This window comes from Paraburkholderia diazotrophica (assembly GCF_038900755.1).
GTDB lineage: Bacteria > Pseudomonadota > Gammaproteobacteria > Burkholderiales > Burkholderiaceae > Paraburkholderia > Paraburkholderia diazotrophica_A.
Genome location: NZ_JBBPEN010000003.1, coordinates 539,436 through 557,772, shown reverse-complemented (window position 1 = coordinate 557,772; position 18,337 = coordinate 539,436). Strand labels below are relative to the sequence as shown.

16 protein-coding genes are annotated in these 18,337 nt (G+C 63.9%); 5 read left to right on the top strand and 11 right to left on the bottom strand.

Translation table 11 applies throughout. The features are described 5' to 3' along the window. Positions 1-237: 237 nt before the first annotated feature. From dinB to AABE10_RS12450, 6 genes are all read right to left on the bottom strand, one after another. A complete protein-coding gene (gene dinB, locus AABE10_RS12475) occupies positions 238-1,392 on the bottom strand; it encodes a DNA polymerase IV (RefSeq protein WP_342933549.1) in 1,155 nt (384 codons plus the stop codon). Between the two features lie 329 nt (positions 1,393-1,721). Next, positions 1,722-2,030 (bottom strand): hypothetical protein, encoded by a 309-nt coding sequence (locus tag AABE10_RS12470; protein WP_342933548.1) that lies wholly within the window; start codon positions 2,028-2,030, stop codon positions 1,722-1,724. Between the two features lie 26 nt (positions 2,031-2,056). After that, positions 2,057-2,296 (bottom strand): hypothetical protein, encoded by a 240-nt coding sequence (locus AABE10_RS12465; RefSeq protein WP_342933547.1) that lies wholly within the window; start codon positions 2,294-2,296, stop codon positions 2,057-2,059. A gap of 251 nt (positions 2,297-2,547) precedes the next feature. Continuing rightward, positions 2,548-3,732, bottom strand: a complete 1,185-nt coding sequence (locus tag AABE10_RS12460; RefSeq protein ID WP_342933546.1) for a porin — start codon at positions 3,730-3,732, stop codon at positions 2,548-2,550. A 100-nt stretch (positions 3,733-3,832) separates the two neighbouring features. Continuing rightward, positions 3,833-6,331 (bottom strand): glycoside hydrolase family 31 protein, encoded by a 2,499-nt coding sequence (locus tag AABE10_RS12455; RefSeq protein ID WP_342933545.1) that lies wholly within the window; start codon positions 6,329-6,331, stop codon positions 3,833-3,835. Between the two features lie 23 nt (positions 6,332-6,354). Further along, a complete protein-coding gene (locus tag AABE10_RS12450; protein ID WP_342933544.1) occupies positions 6,355-7,650 on the bottom strand; it encodes an MFS transporter in 1,296 nt (431 codons plus the stop codon). A 421-nt stretch (positions 7,651-8,071) separates the two neighbouring features. Here AABE10_RS12450 and AABE10_RS12445 point away from each other — a divergent pair, with 421 nt between their 5' ends. Continuing rightward, positions 8,072-8,977, top strand: coding sequence for a 2-hydroxy-3-oxopropionate reductase (locus tag AABE10_RS12445; RefSeq protein ID WP_342933543.1), 906 nt, complete (start codon positions 8,072-8,074; stop codon positions 8,975-8,977). A gap of 311 nt (positions 8,978-9,288) precedes the next feature. Here AABE10_RS12445 and AABE10_RS12440 read toward each other — a convergent pair whose 3' ends face one another. Next, entirely contained in the window at positions 9,289-9,456 is a 168-nt protein-coding gene (locus tag AABE10_RS12440; protein ID WP_342933542.1) for a hypothetical protein, read from the bottom strand. A gap of 362 nt (positions 9,457-9,818) precedes the next feature. Here AABE10_RS12440 and AABE10_RS12435 point away from each other — a divergent pair, with 362 nt between their 5' ends. Both AABE10_RS12435 and AABE10_RS12430 read left to right on the top strand, forming a co-directional pair. After that, the gene (locus AABE10_RS12435) at positions 9,819-10,598 is read left to right on the top strand and encodes a glutathione S-transferase family protein (RefSeq protein WP_342933541.1); all 780 of its coding nucleotides are present in this window, start codon (positions 9,819-9,821) and stop codon (positions 10,596-10,598) included. Positions 10,599-10,742: 144 nt separating this feature from the next. Beyond that, positions 10,743-11,393 (top strand): LysE family translocator, encoded by a 651-nt coding sequence (locus AABE10_RS12430; RefSeq protein ID WP_342933540.1) that lies wholly within the window; start codon positions 10,743-10,745, stop codon positions 11,391-11,393. Positions 11,394-11,475: 82 nt separating this feature from the next. Here AABE10_RS12430 and AABE10_RS12425 read toward each other — a convergent pair whose 3' ends face one another. The 3 genes from AABE10_RS12425 to AABE10_RS12415 all read right to left on the bottom strand — a co-directional run bounded on the left by AABE10_RS12425 (position 11,476) and on the right by AABE10_RS12415 (position 15,538). Further along, the gene (locus tag AABE10_RS12425) at positions 11,476-13,836 is read right to left on the bottom strand and encodes a putative bifunctional diguanylate cyclase/phosphodiesterase (protein WP_342933539.1); all 2,361 of its coding nucleotides are present in this window, start codon (positions 13,834-13,836) and stop codon (positions 11,476-11,478) included. Positions 13,837-13,928: 92 nt separating this feature from the next. After that, entirely contained in the window at positions 13,929-14,762 is an 834-nt protein-coding gene (locus AABE10_RS12420) for a class II glutamine amidotransferase (RefSeq protein WP_342933538.1), read from the bottom strand. Positions 14,763-14,872: 110 nt separating this feature from the next. Continuing rightward, positions 14,873-15,538 carry a MarC family protein gene (locus AABE10_RS12415; RefSeq protein ID WP_342933537.1) on the bottom strand — a complete coding sequence of 222 codons (666 nt, stop codon included), beginning with the start codon at positions 15,536-15,538 and terminating at the stop codon, positions 14,873-14,875. Between the two features lie 324 nt (positions 15,539-15,862). Between AABE10_RS12415 and AABE10_RS12410 the strand changes: the two genes are divergently transcribed. Both AABE10_RS12410 and AABE10_RS12405 read left to right on the top strand, forming a co-directional pair. Further along, a complete protein-coding gene (locus tag AABE10_RS12410) occupies positions 15,863-16,075 on the top strand; it encodes a DUF3311 domain-containing protein (RefSeq protein ID WP_342933536.1) in 213 nt (70 codons plus the stop codon). Further along, a complete protein-coding gene (locus AABE10_RS12405) occupies positions 16,072-17,544 on the top strand; it encodes a sodium:solute symporter (RefSeq protein WP_342933535.1) in 1,473 nt (490 codons plus the stop codon). The genes AABE10_RS12410 and AABE10_RS12405 overlap by 4 nt, the downstream gene beginning before the upstream one ends. 64 nt (positions 17,545-17,608) lie before the next feature. On the opposite strand, the gene cobM is transcribed toward AABE10_RS12405, so the two are convergent. Then, the gene (gene cobM / locus AABE10_RS12400; RefSeq protein WP_342933534.1) at positions 17,609-18,337 is read right to left on the bottom strand and encodes a precorrin-4 C(11)-methyltransferase; all 729 of its coding nucleotides are present in this window, start codon (positions 18,335-18,337) and stop codon (positions 17,609-17,611) included.

The window sequence follows — 18,337 nt, the reverse complement described above, 5'->3', positions numbered from 1 at the left end:
GGGTGCGTTTCGAAATTAGCCGTGCTTCGTGACATTGCGGTGACGGTGCTGGGCGGCTCCCGGAGCGGTTCGGCAGATCGATAAACGCGGCTTTTTTCGGCCACGCCGGCGGCTTCGCGTGGTGTTGTCGCAAGAGATGGCAGAGTGGATGCGGCGCGTCGACCATTCGTTCGTCAAGGGCCGTGGACAGCCCGGCGTATGCGTGCGGCGTATGCCAGCAATCGCCGCGCAATCGCCTCACGCAGTAAACGGCAACTCCGCCTGGACCGGCAGCGGATGGACGTATTCGCTCGCATGCGACAGCCCGCTCACTCGCACGCCCAGCAATCGGAGCTTGCGCGTCAGCGCGACGCGTTTCAGACATTCGGTCGCCGCGCGCCGGATCGCCGCTGCATCCGATGTGGCGACGGGAATCGTCAGATCGCGCGTGATGGTCGAAAAATCGTCGAAGCGCAGCTTGATGCCGACCGTATGCCCGACGTAGCCCTTGCGCTGCAAATCGTCGGCGACGCGCACGCACAGGCGCGTGAAAGACTCCGACAGCGCCGGTCGATCGTGGCGCGGATGCAGATCGCGTTCGAACGTCGTCTCGCGGCTCATCGACTTCGGCTCGGATTCGACGACGACGGGACGCTCGTCGATACCCTGCGCGACGTGCATCAGCCACGTCGCGTACCTGAGCCCGAAGTTGGCTTGCAACAGGTCGGGCGCGGCATGCGCCAGATCGCCGACCGTATGGATGCCGATCGTGGCCAGCCGCTCGCTCGCCTTCGGTCCGATGCCGTTGATCTTGCGCGCGGCCAGCGGCCAGATGCGCGAAGGGATATCGGCGGGCGTCAGGATCGTGAGGCCGTCGGGCTTGTCCAGCTCCGAGCCGACTTTTGCCAGCAGCTTGTTCGGCGCGACGCAGATCGAGCACGTGAGACCCGTCGCGTCGCGCACGGCCTGCTTGATGCGCGTGCCGATGTCGGCAGCATCGCCGGGGATGTCCGTCAGGTCGATATAGATTTCGTCGATGCCGCGATCTTCGATACGCGTCGTGAACTTCGCCACTTCCGCCTTGAAGAGACGCGAGTAATGGCGGTACGAATCGAAGTCGGTGGGCAGCAGAATCGCGTCCGGCGCGAGTTGCGCGGCCTTCATCATGCCCATCGCCGAAAAGACGCCGAACGCGCGCGCCTCGTAAGTCGACGTCGTGACGACGCCGCGTCCTGCATAGTCGCGCAGCCGCGCGAAGCGGCGCGTGCCGTCGGGCAGCGTTTCAGGCGTCGCGTTTCGCCCTCCGCCGATCACCACGGGCTTGCCGCGCAACTCCGGATAGCGCAGCAGTTCGACGGATGCGTAAAACGCGTCCATGTCGAGATGCGCGATACGGCGAGTAATGACGCTCATGTTGCGTGATGCGGCGTGCGATGGATGTGGGCTGCGGCAGCGGATGCTTCTGTTAAAACCTGACTCGACGATACGCCATGTGCTGCCTGTGTGTTTTTCTCGCCGCTCATACTGCCGGCATGTGGCGCATTGGGCTATGCCGCGCGGTCGTGGAGTTTAGCAATGTACGGGCTGAAACCGCGCTGAATACAGGCTGAATACAGGCTGAGAACAGCAACACACGATGCGGGCGCAAGGCAAGCGGCTTCAGCAAAACAAGCGGCTTCAAATAGCAACCCAAAAACCGCAATCCAACACCACGTCGCGCGAAGCCGCTTTCCCGCTTTGCATCAGACGCGGAACACGTTACCGTCGGGACCGATCTTGCGCGGGATACTGCGATTCGGCGCCTTCTTCGACGACACCACCGATGAAGCGCCCCGATCCGGATGCTCGCTGCCCGGCTCGGTGATTTTCCGCGCGAGCCGTGGCGCCGTTTGCGTGTGCGGGCGGGCATGCTTCGGCGCCGGTGCGGAATGACCGCGCGCCTCCGGCGGGTTCCATATCTCGATGTACTTTTCCGCGTGCGCCGCCGGAGCCATCAGCAGCGCGAACAGCCCGGCTGTCATTCCGGATAAGAGACGACGACCTGCATTCATTGCTTTATCTCCTTGCCTCGCGCGTCTTACCGGGCATCGTTTGCCGCCGCGTGGGGATGTTCGTGCGCCGGGCCCGCGCTCACCGACGAACTCGCCGTCCCCACCGACCGGCCGTTCTCACATGCATAAAACGTGGGCTCGCCAGCCTTGCCGCGGCGGATCGCGTCATCGATTTCCCGCTCGCCGAATGCCGACTTCAAGGCCGCGACAAAAGCCGCGATCTCCGGCATCGGATGGTCAACCGGTTTGTTCACACGTATGTCCACGACGCACGCCCCTCGTCAATCGCACGTCAATACTGTATATCCATACAGGTTTTTATGCAATTGGCCGGAAGGTCAATGCGCATCAGTGCGTGAAGGGCACGCCCTACGCCCGCTGCTGCGCGCAGCAGTCTACCGCGCTCATTCGACACGCGGACAAACAAAAGCCGGGTCGTCGCAATCTCGCGACGCCCGGCTGGACAAATGGCGCAAACCCAATGGCGCAAACGATTGCCGCGCCACAAACGACGCCGTCAGAACGCGTGTCGGATGCCTACCATCCCGACGAATTGCGACGGCCCCGACGACGGCGTCGTGTTCTGCGAATCGCCGACCACGGCCACGGCATCGGCGATCGTCGTGCCCGAGCCCGACGCGATCCGCGATTTGCCGCGCGCCAGCTGATAGGCCTCGAGCGCATACAGCGTGGTGCGTTTCGACAGGTTATAGGTCTGTTCGAGCGAAATCTGGTGATACTGCGCCGGATCGTCGATGCCATTCGCCTTGCTCGCGCGCGTGTAGCTATAGCCGATGCCGGCGATCACGGCCGGCGTAAAGCGATAGGTCGCGATCGCGCCATACGTGTTGAACACCGCCTCGCTCGCGAACAACGAGTGCGAGCCGGGCGCGTACTGCACGTTCGAGTAGTTCACGCCGATCATCAGATCGTTGAAGTTATAGCGGGCGGCAGCGGCGATCATCTGTGTGCTGCTCGCCGTCGCATAGCCGTTGTTGACGGGCGAATTGATCGCGAAGCTGCCGAGCGACTGGCTCGTCGCGATGTCCTTCAGCTTCACGTAGCCCGCGGCAACCGAGAACGCCTGATAGTCGTAGCGCAGTGCCGCGCTGAAATTGCTGCCGCTCGTGACGCTGCCCGGCACGCCACCCAGCCCGTATTGCGCGCCGAAAGTCAGGCCGGCAATGTTCGGCGACATATAAGTGATCGAGTTGTTGAAACGCAGCGTCGTGTCGAGCGCGTCGAGATCGCCCGGATGCGCGCCCGTTGCGCCCGTCAGCACGCCCGTCGGTCCGAGCGCGCCAACCATGTTGAAATACGGCGTGTACTGGCGGCCGAGCGTCACCGTGCCGTACGTGTCGTTGCTCACGCCGACGTAGGCTTGCCGGTTGAAAAGGAAGCCCGCGCTGCTTTGCGCGCCCGTCAGCGAGTTGAAGCCGCTTTCGAGCCGGAAGATGACCTTCGTGCCGCCGCCGATATCTTCCGCTCCTAGCAGGCCGAACTTGCTCGCCTGCAGGTTGCCCTGGCTCATGTAGAAGTTCGCGTGGCCGCGCTGATTGCTGACGTAGCTGAACGCGTTGTCGACGACGCCGTACAGCGTGACGCTGCTTTGCGCGAACGCCACCGTCGAGAACACGGCACAGGCAATCGGCAGGCATGCGAGGGTCAATGCACGCGTGCGCGTGCGCTTCGAAGTATTCATTGCTTGTCAGTCTCCCTGATTGGAAATAGGACCTGTGGGTCCGGCCAGTCGTTTATTCATTGGGCGATGCGTGCGCTTCATGGGGCGGTTAATTCGCGACTCATTGAGCGAGCCGCAGCGTCAGATGCCGCCAGCCGTCCACGACCGAATCGCCGATGACTTCGCCGTTCGCACAATGAGCCGTGCGCATATCGGACGCGGGCACGCTGAGTCGAACCTCATCCTGTGCGAACGGCATCTGCCCCTCGCGCTCGACGGAAATGCGCAACGTATTGGCGTCGCTCGCAATCGTCACGTTCCAGCGCCCTTGCGCGCCCTCGCGCCACGCTTGCGTTTCGCCGTCGTCTTCTATGCAGCCGCCTTGCGCCGTGCCGACGCCCGCAAACGGCAGCGCGATGAACGCGCGCTCGTCGGCGGGTTGCGCGAAATGCTGTTCCGCGATGTTCAGCGGAATCACACTGCCTTCACGCAGCAGCATCACGGGTTGCTCGAACGGCGCGGGCAATCTGACGCTGTGTCCGCCATCAAACACCTCGCCGCTCCAGTACGACGCCCAACGCGCGCCTGCCGGCAGCCAGACTTCCCGCTCGCGCTGCGCTTGTTCGACGACAGGCGCAACGAGCAGCGACGCGCCGAGCATCATGTCGTCGCCATCGGCGAGGCAGCGCGGATCGTTCGGAAACTCCGCGAACATCGGACGCAGCACGGGTTCGTACGAACGGTGCGATTGCCACAGCAGTTCGTACAGGTACGGAATGAGCCGATAACGCAGCTTGATGAGACCGGCGATCTGGCTCGTCACTTCGGGATACATCCACGGTTCGTTGACCGTGCCGTCGTCGTTCCACGAATGGATGCTGAAACGCGGCAGGAAAATGCCGAACGCGACCCAGCGCACGAGCAGTTCCGGCGTGGGCGCGGGACCGGAGAATCCGCCGATGTCGTGTCCGCTGTTCGACACGCCAGACATCGCGAGACCAAGGCCCATTTTCAGGTTGTAGCGCAGCGTTTCCCACGACGTGTAGTTGTCGCCGGACCAGGTCTGCACATAGCGATGCATGCCGACGCCACCCGAGCGCGACACGAGAAACGGCCGTTTGTGCGGCGCATGTTCGCGTTGGGCGTCGCGTGACGCGCGCATCATCAATTGCGTTTGCAACACCTTGGCTTCGCGTGCCGGGAACGGCTGCCCGAAGCCGTGCGCCATCGCATCCGGCGTCCAGATCTCGAACTCGTTGTTGTCGTTCCACGTCGACGCGATGCCATAGCGCAGCAAGCTGTCTTTCACGCGCGCCTTCCACCAGGCTATCGTCGCGGGATTCGTGAAGTCGAGATACGCGCCGACTTCATCCCAGAACTGCACCCACGTGGGCTCGCCGTCGCGCGCGTCGATCAGCAGGCCCGCCTTCGCCGCTTCGTCGAAGGCCGGATGGTCCTGCAACAGACACGGCTTGATGTTCGCGCACAGCCGCACGCCCTCGCGCAGATAGCCCTGCACGAAGCCGTCGATATCCGGAAACTTCTCGCGATTCCAGTTGAACACGTAACGCTTCGCGCCAATCGACGTATAGCCCGACGACAGATGGAACGAATCGCACAGCACATCGTGCTCGCGACAGCGCTCGATGAATTCGCCCATGCGGCGATGCGCGTCGGGCGCATCGGTGTAGCTCATCGTCGAGCCGGAATAACCGAGCCCCCACTTCGGCATCCACGCGGGCCGGCCCGTCAGCCATGTGAAACGGCGCACCGCGTGCAACGGCGTATCCACCGACGCGATGAAGTAGTAGTCGAGATCGCCGTGCTCCGCGACGAAATGCCGGTAGTGCCCGTGATAGTTGTCGAGTTCGCGCCCCATGTCGAATCGGCAATCGGCGAGCGTGTCGTAAAAGAGGCCAAAGCCCATCGACGTCTGCGGCTGCCACGTCACGTAGAACGGGATGTGCTTGTAGAGCGGATCGGTCGTGCGCGCGCTGTAGCCCATCGCGTCGACGTTGCGCATCTCGTAGCTCTGATTCGCGCGATCGAGCGCGCCCGCCCGCTCGCCAAGACCAACGTACATTTCGCCGCGCTGTCTCTCGACGTAGTGATACACGCGCTCGTCCCACCAGCCGAAGTTGTACGCCTGGGTCTTGCGGTCATTCATCACGTGATGCCAGATGCCGTCGCGCGCGATTTCCCACGAGCAGAAGCCGCCGTCCAGCGCGACCGTCAGGCGCACGCGCGCCGTTTCGACGACGGCACGCTCCGCGTCGCCATCGAAACGGAACGCGACGGGCGCGAAGCCGCTCATGTCATGCCTGTCGCGTCCTTCGACCGGCACGTCTTCCATGCCCGGCGCAATCGACCAGGTGCGCGGCCCTTGCAGCGCGCCCTTCGGCAGCACCAGCACGCGGATGATGTCGTCGGCCAGCACGAACAGTTCGATTCGCGCACCGTCGGCCGTGTCGAGGACGATCGGATTGACGGCGTGTTGCGGAACCGGAGCGCAGGCCGAAGCAGTCAGCGAAGGAGACGCCGAAGCGGACACCACTGCGGACCCCGAAGCAGTCGCCGGCGTGGAGACCGAAAAGCGTGGTCGATTTTTCAACGTAGCCATGATGTGTTTCCAGGTCAGTCAGTTCACGCCGCGCTGCTCGCGCCGTTTTCGACGCGATGCAGACGGGCGTCGCGCGACACGCCGCGCATCAGAATGACGAGCAGCGTCGCGCCGATCAGGTCGAAGGCGCCGAGCGCGCCGAAGAGCGGCGTATAGCCGATCCTGTCGGCGAGCGCGCCCACCATCAGTGAAAAGCCGAGCCCGCCGATCCACGCAGCCATGCCCGCAAAGCCTGCGGCCGTGCCGACTTCGCCGGGCTCGAACACGTCGGCGGCGAGTGTGTTGACGAGCGCCGAAATCATCTGGTGCGCGAAGCCGCCCACGCAGAAGAGCGCGATGGCCTCGTATGGCGACGCGACAAGCCCGATGCACGCCGGGCCGATCATCATGAACGCGCCGAGCACGACACCCGCGACGCGCGACCAGATCAGCGGCACGCGCAGACGCTTCATCAGGAACGGCGACAGATAACCGCCGAACAACCCGCCCACGTCGGCGGCGAGAAACGGCAGCCACGCGAACAGCGCGATCTGCTTGAGGTCCATGTGACGCTCGGTGGCGAGATACAGCGGAATCCAGAAGCTGAAGGTTTGCCACGCGGGCTCGGCGAAGAAGCGCGCTTGCGCGATCGCCCAGAAACGGCGCGTGCCGAGCACTTCGCGGATGCGCCGCCTGTCCTGTGCATGGGCGGCAACGGGCGTCTGCCCTTCGATGATCGCCGCGCGCTCCTTGTCGCCGATCCGCGCGTGATCGTTGGGCGCGCGATAGAACAGATACCAGACAGCCGCCCACACGAAACCCAGCGCGCCCGTCACGGCGAACGCGCTTTGCCAGCCGTAGCGCAGCGACAGGAACACGACGAGCGGCGGCGCGAGCAGCGAACCGAGCGACGTGCCCGCGTTGAAGTAGCCGACGGCCACCGACTTCTCGCGGTTCGGAAACCATTCCGCGACCACCTTCATGCCCGCCGGAATTGCGACCGCTTCCGACAGGCCCATCAGCCCGCGCAGCGCGGCAAGCGACAGCCAGCCGCTCGCGAGGCCATGCAGCATGCCCGTCGCCGACCACAGGCATGCGAACAGCGCGAAGCCCAGACGGAGCCCGATCAGATCGATCACGAGCCCGCAGACGGGCTGCATGATCGTGTAGCCGATCTGAAACGCGCCGACCACATACGAATACTGCTGGGTGTTCATGTGCAGCAACGTCTTCAGCTCGGGGGCCATGACGCCGAGCGCGTTGCGCGACAGGTAGTTCACGATGGTCCCCGCGCACACGAGCGCGATGATCCACCAACGCAGGCCAATGATTGCTTTCAAGTCTGTCTCCTGTTCGAACCGGGATCTGGACCGCCCGGCCTGGTCGCTGACCCGATGCGCGAATTCGAACATTGGATCTGCATTTATCATCGGTCATCGTATCACTCAACGTGCTGTAGGATACCAGGGAAAACGATGTAGTACGGCAAATAAATTGCCGGAAAGTCCCGTCAGATGACCGTTTCGCGCATTTGATGTGCGAGTGTGTTGTGAAACGACAAGCGCGTCTTAGCTTTCCCGATGATGTTCATTCGAACATCCGATTGTTCTTTTACGCATTGACGCGAACATGGAAAGCGCAGGATGGTGCTCGGGAAAATCGCTGGCAAGACGTGAGGACAACGCGGTTCCATAGGCATTTCGCGCCGCGCTCGCTAAGCTGAATGCGCACATTGCCCGAACAACGAATCCGGAGGACGTCATGTCTCAGACACTCAAGGCCGGCTTTATCGGACTCGGCATCATGGGCCGCCCGATGGCGGAAAACCTGCGCAAGCACAACGTCACGCTCGCGGCCTACACGCGCAGCGGCGTGCCCGACGAACTGAAGCAGGCGGGCGTCGTCGCGTGCGGCAGCGCCGCCGACGTCGCCGCGCAAGCCGACGTCATCTTCATCATGGTGCCCGACACGCCCGACGTCGAACGTGTGCTGTTCGGCGAGAACGGCGTTGCGCAGCGGTTGCGCGCGGGGCAAATCGTCGTCGACATGAGCTCGATTTCGCCGATGGCTACGCGCGGCTTCGCGGCCCGCGTGCGCGAGAAAGGCGCGGATTATCTCGACGCGCCCGTGTCGGGTGGCGAAGTCGGCGCGAAGGCCGCGTCGCTGACAATCATGGTGGGCGGCTCGCAGGAAACCTTCGAAAAGGTCAAGCCGCTGCTCGACATGATGGGCAAGAACATCTCGCTGATCGGCGAAGTCGGCGCGGGCCAGGTGTGCAAGGTCGCGAACCAGGTGATCGTCGCGGCGACGATCGAAGCGGTCGGCGAAGCGCTGCTGCTCGCGTCGAAGGCGGGCGTCGATGCGGAAAAGGTTCGGACGGCGCTGATGGGCGGCTTCGCATCGTCGCGCATTCTCGAAGTACACGGCGAGAGAATGACGAAACGCACGTTCAACCCGGGGTTCCGGATCGAGTTACATCAGAAGGATCTCAATCTCGCGCTGTCGACGGGTCAGGCGCTCGGCGTGCCCTTACCGGCTACGTCGACGTGTCAGATGTTGTTCAACGCATGCACCGCGCATGGCGGCAAGGCGTGGGACCACTCGGGCATGGTCCGCGCGCTCGAAATCATGGCAAGCCATGAAATCGGCCAGAAGGCGAAAGGATAATGTGCACGAGCTCTTTGGAGATATGTCGTCATACAAGTAGATGACGCATGTAGCCACGCATCCTGCACCAACTTTCTTTTACCTTTCTTTTTTCTTTCGATTTAGACTGGCGCCACCTGTCAAAACCAAGGAGCGCTACATGCGGAATCTGGGCGGTTTCATGCAAGGCGCGGTCGCGTTGGGCGGCTGCATCGGGCTGTATACGATGGTCGTCTGCCTCGTCGAACTGTTCAACGGCTGATCGTCCGATCAGCGCTGGAGACCATGCAATAAGCAAAGAGAGCCGTCGCGCGCCGACGGCTCTTCCATTTTCAGTGCTGCTCGACGGCCACGCCTTCTTCCGTCATCGCCCTCACCCGCTCGGCGAAATCCAGCAGCGCAGCGAGCGATCCATGCACGCTGTGGTATTCCTGCCGCCCGATCCGCGCTTCGAGCACGACGGTCATTCCCGCTTGCCGCGCTACATCGATGATGTCCATATGAGCCTCCGTATTCGCTTGCATCCTCAATCGCGTGGCGCCATAACACCCAGCGTCCTTGATGTTGATTCTATGAAGCGGGCGCAAGACATCAATCGCATGCGCCGGGAATCTCTGTTCGGCTGAAGGCAACAATGCGCGGCGCCCGTCCGTACGTGTCGGCGCGCAAGCGACGTGCATGCGTCACATGCGGCATATGCCCCGCTTGGAGCGTCCCCACCGCGCATCACGTCCCTGTACGATTGCCGTTGCCGCAATAGCCGATGCCGCGCGCCGTTGCCGCGATTGCGCGTCGCTGAAGCGGCAACGGCGAAGCGTCGTCATTCGCAACCACGAAAGCACGAAGGCCCGAGGGGACGCTCATGATCGTGTACAAGTTCGGAGACGGTTCAGGCGCGATGCCACCCGATCTCAGCCCGTTCGTCGTGAAGCTCGAAACATGGCTGAGATTTTCGGGCATTGCGTACGAAGGAAGGATCGGCGGTCTCAACGCGATGCCGAAGAAAAAGCTGCCCGTCGCGGTGATCGACGGCGTGACGGTCAGCGACTCGTCGGCGATCATCGACTATCTGCAACGACGTCATCCGAATGCGCTGGGCGACGCGGGGCTCGATCGCGTGCAGCGCGCGCGGTCGGCGTTGATCAAGGCGCTGCTGGAGACGCACCTGTATTTCGTGATCGTGTATTTGCGCTGGGCCGTCGACAGCAATATGGCCATCTACCGGCCCTACCTGATCGAATACGCGCGGCTGACCGCGCCGCCGCCCGCGCGTGCGCTGATCGGCACGGTGGCGCCTGCTGTGATACCGATCATTCGCCGCAAGGTGCTGCGCCAGGTGTGGGAACAGGGCATCGCACGGCATGGCTACGACGAAGTCGTGCGAATGGGCATCGACGCGTGGCAGGCCATCGCTGACCTGCTCGGCGACCAGCCGTATCTGCTCGGCGACGAAGCCACGACAATCGACGCAACGTGCTTCGCGTGGATTCACACGACGGCCATGCATGCGTTCGACAGCCCGGTACGCGATTTCGTCGCGCAGCATCCGGCGCTGATGGCGTACCACGAACGGATCGCGCAGCGCTGCTGGCCGGAGCTAGCGAAGGCGTCAGGCGGCGGCCGAGGCAGATCGAGCGCCTGACGAGGAGGCTGCACCCAGCGCGAACTGTGCAGAACCGTCCGGCGCATCCCGTTCTGCTGGCCTGCCTTGCGTCCGTCGAACTGTCTATTCCTCGCGCGATGTGGACCCCGGACAATCACCCGATCCCTCACCCACGGCGCGACCATGACCAGCATCTCGCATCTTTCCGTGAATGTCTCCGCGAACCTGTTGATTGCGTATTCCGCGTACTTCGTCGGCACGGCGAGCCCCGGGCCGAGCAATCTGGCCATCATGTCGATCGCGACGTCGGACGGACGCAAGGCCGCATTCGCCTTCGCGGCGGGCGTCGTGTGCGGGTCGTGCTTCTGGGCGATGCTGGCGGCGCTCGGGCTGTCGGCGGCACTGCTCGCGTTTTCGGGTTTGATGGTGGGGCTTAAGATTTTCGGTGGATGCTATCTGCTGTGGCTCGCGTTCAAATCGGGCCGCTCTGCGCTGCAATCGGCGACGGCCCGAACGCAGGCCTCGAAAGCGCATCTGTCGCTGCGCCGGCTCTATACGCGCGGCGTGCTGCTGCATCTGACGAACCCAAAAGCGATCCTCGTATGGATCTCGGTCGTCGCGCTCGCATCGCCGGCGCACGGCGGCGCGCCGCACATGCTGACGACGGTCGCCGGATGCCTTGCGATCGGCATGCTCGTGTTCGGCAGCTACGCGGCGCTGTTCTCGACGCCGCTGGCGCGGCGCGTCTATCTGTCGATCCGCCGCTGGCTGGACGGCGGGCTCGCCGTCGTATTCGGACTCGCCGGCCTCAAGCTGTTGACCTCGCGTGCCTGAGCATATGAGCACGTGAGCACGCGACGCAGCCGACACGACGCGTGCACCGGTAGCTCCATCAACGGCACACGAGCCGCGCCCGTCAGATTCCCGCTCGCAACCGCCGCGCTTCGCGTGCGAAATCACCCGCCGCGGCGGGCCGTCCGAACAGATACCCCTGCTGCCGCTCGCATCCGATCGAGCGCAAGAACGCCGCCTGCTCGTGAGTCTCGACGCCTTCCGCCGTCACGTTCATGCCGAGCGAGTGTGCCATCGCGACGACGGCATGCGTGATCGCCACCGCATCGCGATGCGCGGGCAGCCCAGCGACGAACGACCGGTCCACCTTCAGGCTGTGCAGCGGAAAGCGCTTCAGATACGACAGCGACGAGTAGCCGGTGCCGAAATCGTCGACGGAGATGCGCACGCCCATCCGCGCGAGCGCCGACAGAAGCGGCATCACCGTGTCGGTGTCGCTCATCAGCACGCCTTCCGTGATCTCCAGTTCAAGTGCCGACGGCTCGAGCCCCGCGCGCTCCAGGCTCGAGCCGACGTGATCGATCAGCTCGCCGCTGATCTGCCGCGGCGAAAGATTCACCGCGATCATCAGATGCGGGATCAGCGTCCCGCGCCACTCGACGGCCTGCCTGCACGCGTTCTCCAGCACCCAGCGGCCGATGTCGACGATGAGCCCCGTGTCCTCCGCGACGGGGATGAACTCGGCGGGCGACACGTTGCCCAGTTCGCCGTTGTGCCAGCGCAGCAGCGCCTCGGCGCCGACGATGCGCCCCGTCGCCCCTTCGACGATCGGCTGATAGGCGAGGCTCAGTTCGTCCGCGAGCAGCGCGCGCCGCAACGACTGCTCGATCGCGAAGCGCCGCTGCAGGCGCTGGCTCAGCTCGGCCGTGAAGAACTGGAAGTTGTTGCGGCCGCGCTGCTTCGCGTCGTACATCGCGGAATCGGCGTTGCGCATCAGCGTCGGCGCATCGCATCCGTCATCGGGAAAAAGGCTGATGCCGATCGACGCGCCCAGGTAGTACTCGTTGCCGCCGACCGCGAACGGCTGCGCAATCGTATCGAGCACGCGCTGCGCGAGCGCCGTCAGGAACGACGCGTCGGCATAGTCGCCTGTCACGATCACGAACTCGTCGCCGCCGACGCGCGCAAGCGTGTCCTCGCTGCGCACGCAGGCCGACAGCCGCTCGGCGACGTTGCGCAGCAGCGTGTCGCCTGCTTCGTGGCCGGCGATGTCATTGACCTTCTTGAAGCCGTCGAGATCGACGAACAGTACGGCCAGCTTCGATACGGCCGTTTGAGGCACGACAGGCTCGTGCGCGGAAGGCGCGGGCGCGCAAGCGTCGGGTGCAGCCGGCTGGCCTGCGCCACGCGCGCGCGGCGCCAGACGCTCGCTCATCCTGTCGGCGAGATACGCGCGGTTATACAGCCCCGTCAGCGGGTCGCGCGTGGCGAGTTGCTGCAATTGCGCCCGCGCGTTCCGCACGGCGCTGATGTCGTTGAACGAAATGAGCACGGCGCCCGGCTCGGTCTCGCCTGGCTTTACGATGGGCACGAGGTTCTCCGTGACCCAGATCGATTCGCCGCATGCCAGCTCGAGCCGCAGCGTCACGCCGACGAGCGGCTTGCCGGAGCGCAGCACGCGTTCCGTCGGCCGGTCGCCGGGCTCGACGCGCGAGCCGTCCTCCCAGTGCGCGGCGCGCATCAGCGTATGAATGCCCTGCCCGATCACGTCGTCCGTCGCGCGCAGCATGCAGCGCGCGCTCGGGTTGCACGCGAGCACGATTCCTTCGCGCGACTGCACGACAATGCCTTCGTTCAGGTGATCGACGACCAGCCGGTGATGTTCTTCGCTCTGCGCGAGCCGCTTGCGTATCGCGTCCTGATGGACCGCGAGCCCGACGCTGTTGCCGATCTCGCGCAGCAGTTCCTGTTCGCTTTCGTCGGGACGCCGCACGTCGCGGTAGTAGACGCCGAATGCGCCGAGCACATGGCCCGCGTCGTCTTCGAACGGGACCGACCAGCACGCGCGCAGTCCGAACGGCAACGCGAGATGGCGGAAGTTGGTCCACAGCGGATCGTGCTCGATGTCGTCGACGACGACGAGACGCCGCTCGAACATCGCCGTGCCGCACGAGCCCGTCGCCGGACCGATCACCGCGCCGTCGATGGACGCGCTGAATTGCGCCGGCAGCGACGGCGCCGCGCCGACGCGCACGGTCGCGCCGTCGGTGTCGAGCACGAGAATCGAGCAGGAGGCGCCGACGCCGAGCAAGGTCTCCGCGCGCCGGCACACTTCAGCCAGCAGTTCGGGCAGCGGCGTGCTGCGCGTCAGAAGACGCAACACGGTCTGCTCCGACGCGAGCACTCCGGCCGCGAGATCCGGCTCGTAGCGAGTGCATTCGGATGGCTTGTCAGTCGCTATGTCTGCGGTCACTTGACGACTCATGGTTGCACTCCCTCACGCGACAACGGCACGCAGATGCTCACTGCGCATCCGGGCTTACCCGGATTCCAACAATACGACCACAGTCACAGACACTACGCCCGATGCGGATTGAAGATACGCCCTTCGATCCGGCCGAGCTTCGCAACAATCGCGACCGATTCGGGCACTTCCTCCCACAAGCCTTCGAGATCGACGAGCGGTTCCGACAGCACGAGAAACGCGTCGCTGCCGACGGCCGCAAGGCGCGGGTCGTCGGGATACAGCTCCATCAGATGACGGATCGACGTGCTGTGATAGAGCGAGCGCGACTGCCGCTCGCTCGAATAGCGCGCGGCGACGATCTGCTCGCCGTCGGTTACGCAGACGGTCATGTTCAGCGGCGCCTCGACGCCGTGCCGCCGCCCCGTCTCTTCGACGAAATGCGCCATGCGCTCCAGCGCCCGCACGGGATCGATTTCGAGGCCGAAGCTCAGCGCGAGAAAGAACATGACTTCGGAGTCGGTCGAACCTTCGATCGATGCGAACAGATCGGGATCGATGCCGAGCATCAGATCGCGCCGCACTTTCGGGTAGTCGCGCACGAGGCCGTTGTGCACGAAGAGCCATCGGCCGTAGCGAAACGGATGGCAGTTGGTTTCCTGCGATGGGGTATCCGTGGCCGCGCGGATATGCGCGACGAACATCGGCGCATGCACGGCGCGCGCGGCGTCGCGCAGGTTGCGATCGCTCCATGCGGGCTGCGCGCAGCGGTAGCGAAACGGCAGTTCGGCGGGCGAGCCGTACCAGCCGACACCGAAGCCGTCGCCATTGGTCGTCGTCTGTCCGAAGCGCGAATGCAGACTCTGATCGATCAGCGAATGCTTCGCCCTGAACAGCACGGCTTCGAGCTGTATCGGGTTTCCTCTATAAGCCAGCCAGCGGCACATGATCGGTCTCCTCGATGAAAAACGCCTTCGCACGCCTGTCAGAAGCGACGCTCACGACTCTCTCAACAGGCCGGCCGCCGTTCACGGCAATCAGTTGCGCCCGGTTGCACTCAGTTGTTCATGCGCGCAAGCGGCGCGAGAAATTCGGACAGCCCCGTCAGGATGATCTGCACGCCGATGCACAACAACAGAAACGCCGACACGCGCAATGCAACCTTCGTCCCTTCCTTGCCGAGATAACGGGCGAAGGTGGCCGCGTGGTTATACGTGAACCAGATCGCGAGCATGATGAAAAACGAAATCGTCACGGACGCAATCGACGACATCAGGAACTCCGACAGCTTGTGGCTGCGGTTCGCGTTCAGCGCGATCGCCGTCGCCATCGTGCCGGGGCCCGTGGTCAGCGGCACCGTCAACGGAAAGAAAGCCTTCGACATCGCGTTGTCGGGATCGACGGGTTTCACGGCGGCCTCGTTCGGCTGCTTCTCCGGAGCATTGAGCATATTCCACGCGCTGACGGCGACGGCAAGCCCACCGCCGATACGCAACGCCTCCATCGAGATGCCGAAGAAATGCAGGATCGGCGTGCCGACGAAGAACACGACCAGCAGCACGACGAATGCATTGATCGCCACGCGCCTCGCGAGCGCTGCGCGTTCGCTTTCTGTCAGCGAATCGGTACGGTCGACAAACACGAATGCAATCGCGATGGGATTGATGATGCTGATCAACCCCGTGAAGCCAAACAGAATCTCGGAAACCAGGCTTGAAATCATGTATGACCCGCTCGATCGTGGTTGTGTTTTTTTGCGCCGCGCCACTGTGCAGCTTGCAGCGTGGACTGTTTTAATGCAATGAAATTTGCATGCGGCCCATGCGCGATTTTCATGCAATGCAACACCGCGCAGATGCCCGCCGGGCGATATGCAAGCCATGCGGGCATTGCGTTTGCGCACCTCCCTTTCAATATACCTGCACATTTTTGACACCCTTTACCGGAATACCGTGAAGGGCATACAGTCGGTGCGCGGCACCTCAATCATTGCTTCATGAAAAGACGTTCGCATCGACCACCTCCATCTCATCCGAGGAGTTGTCCCATGTCATTTCGTCTGCTCGCCGTGCTGCCGTTTATCGGCATCCTGCTCGGCGTTCCGTTCGTCAATCGCGTCGAGCCGCTCGTGCTCGGCATGCCGCTCGTGCTTGCATGGATCGTCGCGTGGGTCGTGCTGAGCTCGATCATCATGGCCATCATCTACCGGCTCGATCCCACCAACCGGCACACGTCCGCCGGCGAGGAGGTGCGTTCATGAGCAGCGCACTCGTCATCATCGCCGCGATCACGCTCTTTGCGCTCTATCTCGGCGTCCGTGCGCGGCACGGGCACGACATGAGCCTCGAACAATGGACGGTCGGCGGCCGCAGCTTCGGCACCGCGTTCGTGTTCCTGCTGATGGCGGGCGAGATCTACACGACGTTCACCTTCCTCGGTGGAAGCGGCTTTGCGTATGGCAAGGGCGCGCCCGTCTACTACATCCTCGCGTACGGCACGCTCGCGTATGTGCTGTCGTACTGGATGCTGCCGCCCGTGTGGCGCTTCGCGAAGGCGCACCGGCTCGTGTCGCAGCCGCACTTCTTCACGCGCAAGTACGACAGCCATGCGCTCGGCGTGCTGGTCGCGATCGTCGACGTCGCCGCGCTCATTCCCTATCTCGTGCTGCAACTCAAGGGGCTTGGCATCATCGTGTCGACGGCTTCGTACGGCGCGATCTCGTCGTCGGTGGCGATCTGGATCGGCGCGGCCGTCGTCACCATCTACGTGACCGTGTCGGGCGTGCGCGGCTCCGCGTGGAACTCGGTCGCGAAAGACCTGCTGATTCTCGCGATCGTGCTGTTCCTCGGCATCTATCTGCCGATGCACTACTACGGCGGGCTCGGCCAGATGTTCCATGCGATCGACGCCGCGCGTCCCGGCTTCCTCACGTTCCCCGAGAAAGGCTCGAGCGTCACGTGGTTCCAGTCGACGGTGCTGCTCACGGCGCTGGGCTTCTTCATGTGGCCGCACACGTTCGGCTCGGTGTTCACCGCGAAGGACGAGCGCATTTTCCGCCGCAACGCGATGGTGCTGCCGCTCTATCAGCTGATCCTGCTGTTCGTGTTCTTCGTCGGTTTCGCGGCCGCGCTGAAGGTGCCGGGGCTCAAGGGCGGCGACATCGACCTGTCGCTCTTCAAGCTGTCGCTGCAGACGTTCGATCCGTGGTTCGTCGGCGTGATCGGCGCGGCGGGCGTGCTGACGGCGCTCGTGCCCGGCTCGATGATCCTGACGACGGCCTCGACATTGCTTGCCAACGACGTCTATCGCGGCCTCGTCCAGCGCAACGCCACCGACGAAACGGTCACGAAGCTCGCGCGGATCTTCGTGCCCGTCGTCGCGCTGGTCGCCGTGCTCTTCACGCTGCATGGAGGCGAGACGATCGTCGCGTTGCTGCTGATGGGCTACAACTTCGTGACGCAGCTGTTCCCGGCTGTGATCTGCAGCATCATGCCGCGCAATCGCGCGACGAAGCAAGGCGCTTTCTGCGGGATCGTGGTCGGCGTGGCCGTGGTCGCCGTGACGACGCTCTTCCACATGAGCATCGGCCAGATGATGCCGTTCTTGCCCGATGCGCTGAAGGACGTCAACATCGGCTTCGTCGCATTGGCGCTGAACGTGGTCGTGCTCGCGATCGTCAGCGCGTTGACGCAGCCGCAGCCGCGAGCGGAACAGTCGCACGCGCACTGATGTTGTCGCCGGGTCCGGTGCGCGCCGTTGCCATTGCACGCGCGCATCCGGCCCGATGCACGATTCAACCTTCCTTCGAATACAGCGTCGATTCCGCGAAGTGCTCGGCATCGAGCACGCGGCCGACGAGTATCAGCGCGGTTCGCTCGATATCCGTCGCCGCGACCTTCGCGACGATATCGGCGAGCGTGCCCGTCACCTTCTCCTCATCCGGCCAGCTCGCGCGATAGATCACCGCGACGGAGCAATCGCTGCCGTAATGCGGCGTCAATTCATCGACGATGCGCGCAAGATGGCGCACGCCGAGATGAATCGCCATCGACGCGCGATGCCGCGCGAGATCGCTCAACTGCTCGCCTTCGGGCATCGACGTCTTGCGCGCGTAGCGCGTGAGGATCAGCGTCTGCGATACGTCGGGCAACGTCAGCTCGACGCCGAGCGCCGCCGCGCACGCGGCCGTCGCCGTGACGCCCGGCACGATCTCGTACGGAATGCCGAGCGCGCGCAAGCGCCGGATCTGCTCGCCGATCGCGCCATACAGCGAAGGATCGCCGGAATGCACGCGCGCGACGTCCTGGCCTTTCGCGTGCGCGTCGGCGAGCAAAGCGACGATCGCATCCAGATCGAGGGCGGCCGTGTTCACCACTTTTTCTGCGATGTGGCCGCTCAGCACGGCTTGCGGCACGAGCGAGCCCGCGTACAGAATCACGGGACACGTGCGCACGAGGCGCTGCCCTTTCACCGTGATCAGTTCGGGGTCTCCTGGCCCCGCGCCGATAAAAAACACCGTCAT